The sequence below is a fragment of the Psychrobacter sp. C 20.9 genome (genome assembly GCF_001921765.1).
GTDB lineage: Bacteria > Pseudomonadota > Gammaproteobacteria > Pseudomonadales > Moraxellaceae > Psychrobacter > Psychrobacter piscatorii_B.
Genome location: NZ_MRYC01000027.1, coordinates 1 through 11692 on the forward strand (window position 1 = coordinate 1; position 11692 = coordinate 11692).

An 11692-nucleotide genomic window follows, 5' to 3' on the forward strand; every position below is an offset into this window, starting at 1 on the left:
GGGACAGGACTCTTTTTTGCCGCTTCATCGTTAAAAATAAGCGCTTAGAATGACTAAACTTATTATTTTTAACATCGAATCGCCTAAAAAATAGTCGCTGTCAGTGCCATGGTCGAATGTTCAACACGCCCTAATGACATCTTACAAGATATAGTCGCATTTTAGCGAAGTCATTAAACGCAGTTTGTCTCATATTTACAGGAATCCTTGATCATGATAAACGAAAAATAAAGAACCTAGGCAAGGCGTTTTATGCTGTTAACGCAGAATAACGCGTCATGAACGGTGCAGATAGTATAAGATGTCCCACATTGGCGCAATCTGCAACTATTCAATGAGCAGACTGCATGATAAAATAGGCGGTTCACATGTCAAAACTGGATAACTCGTTGTATGTCAGCTTCCGCTAAAACCTCTTCGTCGTCTACTAGCACGGGTAATATCAATATTGATCCGACTGGCTTTGTGAAGCTTGGCTCACAATTGCCAAAGCTGGCCAGTATCTTAGCACAAGCCGTAAATGAGCTAAGTCTATCACTAAGTGAGAAACAGCAGCGCACGTTATTATTATACTTAGACCAGCTTTTGTTGTGGAATAAAGCGTATAATCTGACCGCCATCACCGATCCAGAAGAAGCGCTGATCAAACATGTGATTGATTGCTTGTCTATTATAACGCATTTGCCGACAGGGTCGCTGCTTGATATCGGTACAGGTGCAGGGTTGCCTGCAGTGATTATTGCGATTTGTCAGCCTGAGCGCTCGTGTACAGCCCTTGATAGTAATCAAAAAAAGATTCGCTTTATTAAGCAGATCAGCAGTGAGCTTGGCTTACGTAATATGCAACCGATCGCTTCGCGTATTGAAGCGCACGAAGCCAGCTATGATGTGGTGACTTCTAGAGCGTTTGCCAGTTTGATAGATTTTGTTGAAGTAGCGCAGCCGAGATTGGCAGATGACGGTTATTTGTGTGCTATGAAAGGCAAAGCGCCAAGCGATGAAGAGCTACAAGCGCTTGATAGTGATTGGCACATTAAGACGATTAAGCTGACAGTGCCGCGTCTGCATGATAGTCGTCATTTGATTGAAATGTCTGCTAAAAATGCCTAAATGGTAGATACTTCCCAGTCATGAAACAGCAGTCGTTTTTTGTGAAACGCAGTTTACGTTTGTACCTAAATGGCATAGTATTTAAAAGGCACTGAAAATATACAAACGAAAATTGGGTAATTTATAAAAGAATTTTTTTATAAATGGCTGCCTTTCATGAAGCGCTGATTTAGTAGCACTGCATAAGCATAGAAGATTGAGCGGCAAATAAATTAAAAGAAAAAGTCAGTAACAGACCTTAATAAAATTGAGTGAGTGTATGGAAATCATAGCAATTGCGAATCAAAAAGGCGGCGTGGGTAAAACCACGACGGCGGTAAACTTGACCGCCAGTTTAGCTGCTAAGCGCAAGCACGTACTACTGATTGACTTAGACCCACAGGGCAATGCAACCAGCGGTACGGGTGTCGACAAAAACGAGCTGACGCTTACCATAGCCGATGTTTTACTGGATGGTGTAGCGCTGTCAGAAGCCATTGTGACCAGTCCGGCAGGGTTTGATGTGATCGGTGCCAATCGTGATTTGGCTGGTATGGACATCACGTTGATGAGTAAAACGGACAGTCACGAGCTGTTCAAAACGGCGATGAAAAATCTGGTTGATGCGCAGAAATCCTCGCAACAGCCGCCATACGATTATGTGATTATAGACTGTGCACCCAGTTTGAACCTACTAACGATTAATGCCTTGGTTGCAACTGATAGTGTGATTATCCCAATGCAGTGTGAATATTATGCATTAGAGGGATTAGCAGATTTATCGCAGACGATTGAGCGTCTTACTGAATTAAACCCTAAGTTATACATTCGCGGTGTTGTGAGAACGCTGTTTGATGCGCGTAACACGCTTGCCCGTGATGTGTCTGCTGAATTAGAAGCGCACTTTGGCGATATTATGTATAAGACTCATATTCCAAGAAATATTCGCCTAGCAGAAGCACCCGCGCATGGTCTGCCAGTGATTGCTTATGAGAGATGGTCAAAAGGCGCGCGCGCCTATCAAAAACTGGCCACTGAAGTGATGAAGCAAAGTAGCTAGTTTTTCTATAAAAGCTTTCGAACAATAAAGCACTTAACATTGTATTTAGTAAGCCGTAGCAGTAATCAATTGGCTTTTATTTTAGCGTTAGAGGATAGGTAATCATGGCGAAGAAAAGAGGGTTGGCTGCCAATCGAGGCTTAGACGCCTTATTAGGGTCAATCAAGAAAGAAAAGCAAATCACCGCCTCTGCCTTGCAAGACGATATGGCTGCACGCGATATGGCCGTGCCAGCTGAAACGCTAGATACCAACATGCCTGTGAAAACTGCACCCGTCGATGCGGCTTCGCCCAAAGCCAGTAAAAAATCGGCTACAAAATCCACTGATAATGACACTACTGTCAGTAATAGTACTCGTTCATCACGTGTGACGAACAAGACGGCTATCAACAAAACGCGTGGTAATAACACAGACGTAAACGCTTCAGAGGATCAAATCAGCCTCGTACAGATCGATGTCACGCGTCTACAAGCAGGTAAGTATCAACCGCGCCGTGATATGAGTGAAACGGCGCTTGCAGAATTGGCATCTTCTATTGAGCAGCATGGCGTGATGCAGCCTATCGTTATTCGCCCATTGCTCGCCAATGAAGATAAGAGTGAGGCATTTGTCACTCATGAGATTATCGCTGGCGAACGTCGCTGGCGCGCGGCAAAAATGGCGGGCAAGTCGGTTATTCCAGCGATTGAGCGTGCGTTATCTGATGAGCTTGCTATTGCACTGGCCTTAATTGAAAATATCCAGCGTGAAGATTTGTCTGTGATCGAGCAGGCAGCCGCGTTGCAGCGCTTTCATACAGAGTTTGGTATGAGCCATGCGATGATTGCTGAAGTGGTGGGCAAGGCGCGTACAACGGTATCGAATTTACTACGTCTAAATCAATTGCATGATACGGTAAAAGATCATTTGGCAAATAGCGCACTAGACATGGGTCACGCTCGAACGCTTTTAGCATTGTCTTCTGAGCAGCAGCCAATCATTGCACAAAAAATCATCGATGGCGGTATGACGGTGCGAGAAGCTGAAAAGCTGGTCAAATCCATTTTGAACCCTATACCCAAGGCCAACCGTGTCGAACAAGCACAGTCTCGTGATGAAGAGCGTCTCACGCAAAGATTGACAGATATGTTGGGTGCTGAGGTAAAACTTAAGCACAAAAAAGACGGGCAGGGTAGTGTTGAGATCTTTTTTCACAGTCAAGACCAGTTAGCTGCTTTGATTAAACACATAGAAGCACAGGCTTAAGACAATACGCAAGCTAGTAGGACTGATTTATTAGTAACGACTATTTACGTATAAATCCATCTACGTAACAACTGTTTTTAAAAATATGGAAGAGAGCAAATATGTGGGAGTTAGTAAAGGCAGGCGGCTGGCTAATGACACCTATTGTCGTCTGCTCTATATTGGCATTGGTTATCATTATTGAGCGTAGTCATACATTGCAATTTAGCAAGACTGTGCCCAGCAGACTGCGTGAGCAGCTCATCACTCGCCTACGCGAAAATGGAGATATCGGCCGTACACAATTGATGAATGTCAAAGAGAAGACGGCGCTTGGTGATATTTTGGCAACGGGGCTGCTTTATCGTCAGTACGGCCTAGAGTCTATGACCATGCATATGCAAAATCGTGCCAGCGTACAAGTCCACCAGCTAGAAAAAAATATCAATATGTTGGGTACAATTGGTGCCATTGCGCCATTGCTTGGATTATTAGGTACGGTATTAGGTATTATTTCTTCATTCTTAGCGATTACTGATGGTGCGATGCAAGATCCAACGATGCTTGCTGCTGGTGTCTCACAAGCGCTAATCACCACGGCTGCTGGTATGATCGTCGCTATCCCAGCGCTTGTTGCGTATCGATACTTTCAGCGCCGCATTATCGACATCAATGCACAGTTCGAGACTCAAGCAGGGCTGATGATTCAAGAGCTATACGACTACCAATTGCTCGACAATACTCACGTAGCGGCACCTGCTAATAGCATGACCACTATTGATGAGCGTGCTACTGATCGATTAGATGTAGATAAAAGCAATATGGCGACAATATAATTGTCATAGTTTTGATCCTGAGTTTGATGCTCAAAGTACGTTCGTAATAGCAGGTAAGTAGAAGAGATTCATATGCGCTTTAGAAAACCGACTGTTGAGCCGCTTGAAATTAATCTGACACCCATGATTGATTGCTTATTGTTTTTAATCGTCTTTTTGCTACTGGCTACTTCTTTTAATCATTTTAGTCGTTTAAATATTATCCTTCCTGAAGCAGAAGGTGTGGCGCAGACAGAGCAAAAAAATAGTATAGAAGTAGCTGTACAAGAAGATGGCAGTTATTTGGTGAATGGTATTACGCTTGCTAGTAGTAACGAGGCTGAACTGACCAGCATGTTGCAGCAAGAAGCAGGAAGCAATCGCGATATGCTATTTGTCATCGCAGCGGATGCCAACGCTACCCATCAATCTGTCGTACGGGTGATGGATGTTGCTGGTAAACTCGGATTTTTGAACCTAAATATCAGCACCGTTGTCCCACTTGGTCAAACTTTGCCGCAATAATATTTGCCGCATCATTACTATAAACTGTGTATCAAGCACAGCCCATTCATGTCATGACACCTACATTGAGGCTTTTATGAGCCAAGCTTATACACCTGACTCTACAAAATCTTCTGCTAAAAAACCTTCAGCAGCCCCGTCTAATCCGCCAAAAAGTAAAACTTTACTGCGTCTATTAAAATATCTAAAACCGTATTGGTGGGCTTTGCTACTGACTGTTTTGGGCTTTGCTATCAACGCAGGAACTGAGATTTGGATTGCCAAGCTGTTGCAATACATTACTGATGCCATTAACCAAAGTGATCGAAGCAAACAGGCGTTATTTCCATTACTCATCATTGCGCTATTTTTCGTACGCGGTTTGGGCAGTTTTTTGGGTAACTATTACTCGGCTTTGGTCTCACGTAATTTGGTTTATGAGCTGCGGGTCGAGGTTTTTAATAAACTACTGCGCTTGCCAAGTTCATTCTATTTGGCCAATCCTGCTGGTACGATCTCATCCAAGTTGATATTTGATGTTGAGCAAGTCACTGCTGCCAGTACAGACTCAATGAAGACCTTGCTGCGTGATGGTTTGACGGTTGTGGCATTGATAGGGTTTTTGCTTTATAGCAACTGGCGCTTGACTCTAATCCTATTTGTCGTATTGCCACCAATACTATGGCTCATTCGCATTGCCTCCAAGCGTTATCTTAAGCTCTCTAAAGGTATCCAAAAAACGATGGGTAGTGTCAGTCATATTACCAATGAGGTCATCAGTGGCTATCAGGTGGTAAAGAATTATGGCGGACAAGCATATGAAGCCGAGCGCTTTGATAAGACTTCAAAAAAGAACTTACGCCAAGGCATGAAGGTGGTCGTCACCAATAGTATCAATACTCCAGCAGTACAGCTGCTGATGGCGATAGCGATGTCGGTGGTGGTATGGCTTGCATTGAGACCTTCAGTTATTAGCGGTATTTCAGCAGGTGAGTTTATCTCTTATATTGCGGCAGCTGGTCTGCTCAGTAAGCCCGTCCGTTCATTGACAGATATCAATCAAAAATTGCAAAAAGGCATTGCTGCTGGTGAGTCGATTTTTGCATTACTTGATGAGCCAGAAGAAGAAGACACAGGCACTATTAGCAAGGCGTTATCTGGTCAGATGTCTTTGGATAATATCAGTTTGGTATATCCAGATTCGACAGTTGCTCTACGTGATTTTACGTTAAATATAAAAGCAGGTGAGACGGTTGCATTGGTAGGACGAAGCGGAGCAGGCAAGTCCTCCTTAGTGAATCTCTTAACGCGTACTCTGGAGACATCTTCTGGGCAAATTACTTTAGACAATATACCAATTGAAGAGATCAAATTAGAAAGTCTGCGTGCGCAAATTGCCATGGTGAATCAGCAAGTCGTACTATTTAATACGACAGTATTTAATAACATTGCTTATGGCGGCTTGGCTAATAAGAGCCAAGCTGAAGTCGAGGAGGCTGCAAAAGCGGCTTTCGCGCATGACTTTATCATGAAAATGCCAAATGGCTACCAAAGCGAGATTGGGGCCGAAGGGCTTCAGCTGTCTGGCGGACAGCGTCAACGACTATCTATTGCTCGTGCGCTGTTAAAAGATGCTCCGATTCTGATTTTGGATGAAGCCACCAGTGCGCTTGATAATGAGTCAGAGTATTATATTCAGCAAGCGCTCGATAACGTCATGAAAAACCGTACGACGCTAGTGATTGCGCACCGCTTAACGACTATTGAATCTGCGGATCGTATTGCTGTGATGGATGGTGGTCAGATAGTTGAGCTTGGTACCCATAATGAGCTGATGCAGCTGCAAGGCCATTATGCACAAATGTATGCTCGAGACTTTGAGTAGAATAGATTTACTTGATAAAACGTTAACGCCCAAGCAGCGAATCGATAGGATACATGGCAATTATTCATGAGTATTGAGACGATAATTACTAATGCATGGCAACGTAAGGCCGCTTGGTTATGGCTGTTGCTACCTATTAGCTGGCTTTATGGACTGATCACCTTGCTTCGTCGTCACGCTTATAAAGTTGGGCTGCTATCAAGTTATCGCGCACCTATACCCGTCATGGTCATTGGTAATATCAGTGTGGGTGGTAGCGGCAAAACACCGTTAATTATCGCCTTGGTCAATCACTTGCAAAAACGAGGCATAAAAGTCGGCGTCATCAGTCGAGGTTATGGCGGTGATACGAGCCAAATGCCAGCATTGGTCAATGCCACCAGTTTGCCTAACGTAGTAGGCGACGAGCCATGTTTGATTGTTCATATGACAGGCGTTGCCATGGCGGTATGCCCGAATCGTCAGCAAGCAATTACTACCTTGTTGGATGCTGCGCCTGATGTGCAATTGATTATCGCTGACGATGGTTTGCAACATTATGCGCTCAAGCGGGATATAGAGTGGATTGTGGTAGATGCCGCGCGAGGGTTTGGTAATGAGCAATTATTGCCAACCGGATTTTTGCGTGAGCCAATGTCACGACTAGAAGGTGCTCATGTGATTTATCATGACAAGCCAAAAACAGACTTGTCGCATTATCATGAAAGCAGTAAAAACTCACACCCTCCTGAACGCTTGAGCATGCGTTTGCAAGCAGATAGGCTGCAACACTTATGGGATCTTATCTCATCTGAAAACCAGATAAATAGAGCCGTTCCTACCAGTGGTAGCCGAGTACATGCGGTCAGTGGTATTGGCTATCCACAGCGTTTTTTTAATACGTTAGAGTCTCTTGGTTTTGACGTGATAGGGCATCCTTATCCTGATCACTATGACTTTAGTTTGGCTGAGCTTTTACAATACAGCGATTATCCTATAGTAGTTACTAGTAAAGATGCAGTAAAAATAAAAGCATTGTTGTCAGACTATACGGCGGAACAAGCATCAAGTGATGAGTATGCACAGCTCGTTAGCAGGTTGTGGGTTTTGCCTGTGACGGCCGTATTATCCGATAACTGTTATGATAATCTAAACCAGCAATTAAAAGCTTTGGGTATTGAGGCTGACTCTGATGTTGGTACAAAAACGCCATCATAGATAATGGTCAATACGTCAAACTGACACAATTTTTAGGAATAAACCATGTCGCTTGTCACCATACCTGCCAAAACCCATATTGTGATTCCTGCACGCTTTAAGAGCACACGGTTACCCGGTAAGCCATTATTGAGCATTCATGGCAAACCGATGATACTTTGGGTGGCTGAAAAGGCAAAGACAGCAACCTTTGCTGACGATATGTGTATTGCGACTGATGATGAGCAAATTGCAAAGGTCTGTATCGATGCCGGTTTTGATGTCGTGATGACAAGTTGCGAGCATGCTTCAGGCACTGACCGCTTGGCGGAAGTGGCGGCTATCAAAGGCTGGGCTGATCATGATATTGTGGTCAATATGCAGGGTGATGAGCCTCTTGTGCCGCCCTTACTGCTCGAGCAGGTACAGGCGCTTTTGGTAGCGGATGAGGCCAGCGTCATGGCGACACTCTGTGAGCCTATCGATGATTACGATACGTTCCAGCGAGCTTCTGTGGTAAAGGTAGTCAGCCAACATACGAACAATCTACAGCGCGCGCTTTATTTTAGTCGAGCACCAATCCCTTGTGATCGTGATGTCGTATTGGCGGATGACACTCAAAGACAGCCACCAAAAAATGCGTATCGTCATTTGGGTTTATACGCCTATCGCGTTAGTCTATTACAGCAGTTTGTGCATTGGCCACAGACGCCACTTGAGCTACTCGAGAGTCTGGAGCAGCTACGGGTATTAGAAAACGGTAAGCTTATCGCCATTGCAGAAGCTGCTTGTCAGCTGCCGGCTGGTGTCGATACCCAAGAAGATCTAGACCGTTTAAATGCCATGAGCTTGGCTGATTTTCAAAACCCTGCTAAATAATGGTTTGAGCAAGCGCTCGCACATTATCCAGAGTATCGTTAGCGTGCCGCATCCTAAATATCTAAAAACGTGATAGAGCCATTGTTATGAATGATATGACAGCAAACGTAGGCGCGCAAGAGCGTTCAGACAGTATCTATTTTGCGCCCTTGCTGCCGTGGCAGCAGATGTTGTGGTCACAATTGACTCAGCGAGTATTGACTCAGCAGTCCTTGCCGCATGCATTGCTCGCTGCTGGTATGCAGGGGATGGGTAAACGCGCCTTTGTATGGCGGTTGGTGGCTTGGCTATTATGCCGCGAGCATGATACGAATCCACTAGGCGCATGCGGCGCGTGTGAAAGTTGTCAATGGCTCAAGTCGGGGACTCATCCAAGCTTACAAGTACTGCCAATCGTGAGTATGCCAATCGTGAGTATGCCAATCAATGCGGATAGCGACACCCTCCAAGACAAATCAAGCAGCGCAAAAGACAAAAAAGCCACTAAGAGCACCAGCAACAGCGCGCTTAAAATCAAAGTGGATGACATTCGTGCCTTGCAGCCTTTTATTTATCAAGGCGGGCAAGGGATGCGCATCTGTGTGTTAGATCATGCTGAGCAAATGACCGTCGCCGCTGCCAATGCGTTACTCAAAACCTTGGAGGAGCCACAAGCACAAGTTCATCTATTTTTAATCAGTGACACGCCTGCTCAGCTGCTTCCAACGATTAAGAGCCGTGTACAACAGCTGGCATTACAGACTATTGAGCCCGCTGTTGCTATCGATTATGTGACAAAATTGCTCGGTCATACCATCAATCGTGAAGCCGTCAGTAAGATGGCGATTGAGCAGTTGATACAATTAGCAAACGGCGCACCTCTCGCTGCGGTAGCATTGGCACAGGCACCGTGGTACAGCAAACGTGCACTGTGGCTGACCACATGGCAGGCACTGCGAAGTGGTAAACGTAGTAGCGTAGCGGCAAGTGATTATTGGCAAAAACAGCTGAGTATTAAAGAGTTTATTCAACTGTCTGAACGGATGCTCCTAGACATAAAGCGCATCTGTCTAGGACTGAGTGAATTACAAACAGATATCAACCTATCAGAAGCATTAGCCTCTTATCAACCCGATGCTTTCAACCTAGAAGTATTCGGCGATAGTTTGCAGAAGACCAAAGTTGCACTGCAACAAAATGTGCAAGAAAAATTTGCTTATGATAAGCTAATGCAAGAATTGGCCTGCTTGTAGGAGTGGTGACATAGCCTTTGTGAGCTATTGGAACTTATTGATATAAATCGCTTTTGTTTATATTCTCACAATCATTTATAAAAATATATTTGACCCAATTGATAAAGGAAGCTGATTATGGCAATGCCAGGACGCGGCGGGATTTTAACCTGCCATATTGAGACTATCGAAACGTTGTATGCCAGCTATCTGTCTTTTGTGAATAATGGCGCTTTGTTTGTGCCCTCTGATCAGCCGCAGCAATTGGGTGACGAGGTTTTTATTGCTGTCACACTGCCCAACTCTAGTGAGCGTTTGCCCATGAATGGTAAGGTTGTTTGGATCAACTCCAAAACGCAGAGCGGTCGACCAGCAGGCTTTGCTGTGCAAATTGGTAGTGATATCGCAGGACAACGAATCAAGAACGAAGTTGAGCGTTTATTGGCTGGTAAAATAGATAGCCTGCAATCCACTTATACCATGTAGCCCATACCACTTAACCCAAAAACCTAGGCGTCTTTATCGATGGTCATCATGGCTATATTGTATGATTAATAAAAAAGCCTTATAACTGTATAAGGCTTTTTTTAGGATATATATCCGTGAGGGCTAGTAGCGCGGCGGTACGTACATATCATCAGGAATAGGCTCGCGGTAGTATTCGTCATCACGTTTGCGACTGGGCAATTCAACTTCCTCACGAGGTATCTCTTTATAAGGAATCTGGTCGAGCAGATGTGCAATACAGTTGAGCCTAGCGCGCTTCTTATTGTTGCCTTCAACCACCCACCATGGGGCCTCAGGGATATGAGTGCGCTCAAACATGGTCTCTTTTGCTTTGGTATAATCCTCCCAGCGCCTACGGGATTGTAAGTCCATCGGCGAGAGTTTCCACTGTTTTAGCGGATCGTATATTCGGCTCATAAAGCGTGCATGCTGCTCATCGTCAGTAATAGAAAACCAGTATTTCACCAAGCGAATGCCTGATCGCACAAGCATGCGTTCAAACTCTGGCACTGACTGGAAAAACTCCTCATATTGCTCATCAGTACAAAAGCCCATGACGCGCTCGACACCGCCGCGATTGTACCAACTACGATCAAACAAAACGATCTCACCTGCGGCTGGTAGATGCGCGACATAGCGCTGAAAATACCACTGGGTTTGCTCGCGTTCAGTAGGAGCAGGTAAGGCGGCAACACGGCACACGCGTGGATTTAGCCTTTGGGTAATACGTTTGATAGCGCCCCCTTTACCCGCAGAATCTCGCCCTTCAAAGATAACGACGATACGCTCACCATTTGCGACCACCCAGTCTTGCAGCTTGATAAGTTCTCGCTGCAATCGTACCAACTCATGGAAATAAGTACGCCGATCCAGTTTTTCTTGCTCACTCATCTCACGACCATTGAAGCGAAAGTCACGTGCATAGTCATCTATTTCGTTTTCTAGCTCTTCATCGTAGGTATCGATAAGGTCTTGATGCATTTTTCGACGCAGTTCATCATCAAGAATGTCTTTTTCGATACGTTCAGAAAGGATGGCTTGCTCCTGATTGTACCGATCCAAATCCTCTTTAGTGGTTAGAGACTGAAAATCACTGGTTGTAACGGGTTTTGTCATTACCAATTTTTCAGAGCCAAAAATGATTTGCCTCATTTTTCTTAATAGAAACTTTTTTTTAAGTAGAAATTCTGTCTTACCCATAAATATTACCTTTGTTTGGCGTGTCAGCTTTTTTAAGAGGTTACTATCTAGGTCGGTTCTATCATAGCAAAGTACAGACAATAAAAAATGCCCTTTAAATAGTTAAAGGGCATTTTTTATGGATAGATATATGCTGATTA

General features: G+C 44.5%; 11 protein-coding genes. 10 read left to right on the forward strand and 1 reads right to left on the reverse strand.

Going from position 1 to position 11692, the window contains the following annotated elements; translation table 11 throughout:
- Positions 1 to 393 precede the first annotated feature (393 nt).
- The 10 genes from rsmG to BTW00_RS13245 all read left to right on the forward strand — a co-directional run bounded on the left by rsmG (position 394) and on the right by BTW00_RS13245 (position 10331).
- A complete protein-coding gene (gene rsmG, locus BTW00_RS13200; protein WP_075107784.1) occupies positions 394 to 1110 on the forward strand; it encodes a 16S rRNA (guanine(527)-N(7))-methyltransferase RsmG in 717 nt (238 codons plus the stop codon).
- 259 nt (positions 1111 to 1369) lie between these two features.
- Positions 1370 to 2149 carry a ParA family protein gene (locus BTW00_RS13205; protein ID WP_075107785.1) on the forward strand — a complete coding sequence of 260 codons (780 nt, stop codon included), beginning with the start codon at positions 1370 to 1372 and terminating at the stop codon, positions 2147 to 2149.
- A gap of 104 nt (positions 2150 to 2253) precedes the next feature.
- Positions 2254 to 3396, forward strand: coding sequence for a ParB/RepB/Spo0J family partition protein (locus BTW00_RS13210; RefSeq protein WP_075107786.1), 1143 nt, complete (start codon positions 2254 to 2256; stop codon positions 3394 to 3396).
- 101 nt (positions 3397 to 3497) lie between these two features.
- On the forward strand, positions 3498 to 4211 hold the full coding sequence (locus BTW00_RS13215; RefSeq protein ID WP_075107787.1) for a MotA/TolQ/ExbB proton channel family protein: 714 nt from the start codon (positions 3498 to 3500) through the stop codon (positions 4209 to 4211).
- Positions 4212 to 4283: 72 nt separating this feature from the next.
- Positions 4284 to 4715, forward strand: a complete 432-nt coding sequence (locus BTW00_RS13220) for a biopolymer transporter ExbD (protein ID WP_058024949.1) — start codon at positions 4284 to 4286, stop codon at positions 4713 to 4715.
- A 76-nt stretch (positions 4716 to 4791) separates the two neighbouring features.
- Entirely contained in the window at positions 4792 to 6579 is a 1788-nt protein-coding gene (gene msbA / locus BTW00_RS13225) for a lipid A export permease/ATP-binding protein MsbA (protein ID WP_075107788.1), read from the forward strand.
- A gap of 66 nt (positions 6580 to 6645) precedes the next feature.
- A complete protein-coding gene (lpxK, locus tag BTW00_RS13230) occupies positions 6646 to 7776 on the forward strand; it encodes a tetraacyldisaccharide 4'-kinase (RefSeq protein WP_075107789.1) in 1131 nt (376 codons plus the stop codon).
- Positions 7777 to 7821: 45 nt separating this feature from the next.
- Complete coding sequence (kdsB, locus tag BTW00_RS13235) at positions 7822 to 8634, forward strand: 3-deoxy-manno-octulosonate cytidylyltransferase (RefSeq protein ID WP_075107790.1); 813 nt, start codon at positions 7822 to 7824, stop codon at positions 8632 to 8634.
- Positions 8635 to 8720: 86 nt separating this feature from the next.
- The gene (locus tag BTW00_RS13240; RefSeq protein WP_075107791.1) at positions 8721 to 9866 is read left to right on the forward strand and encodes a DNA polymerase III subunit delta'; all 1146 of its coding nucleotides are present in this window, start codon (positions 8721 to 8723) and stop codon (positions 9864 to 9866) included.
- A gap of 117 nt (positions 9867 to 9983) precedes the next feature.
- Entirely contained in the window at positions 9984 to 10331 is a 348-nt protein-coding gene (locus BTW00_RS13245; RefSeq protein WP_075107792.1) for a PilZ domain-containing protein, read from the forward strand.
- A gap of 123 nt (positions 10332 to 10454) precedes the next feature.
- Here BTW00_RS13245 and ppk2 read toward each other — a convergent pair whose 3' ends face one another.
- Positions 10455 to 11468, reverse strand: coding sequence for a polyphosphate kinase 2 (ppk2, locus tag BTW00_RS13250; protein WP_256714077.1), 1014 nt, complete (start codon positions 11466 to 11468; stop codon positions 10455 to 10457).
- Positions 11469 to 11692 lie beyond the last annotated feature (224 nt).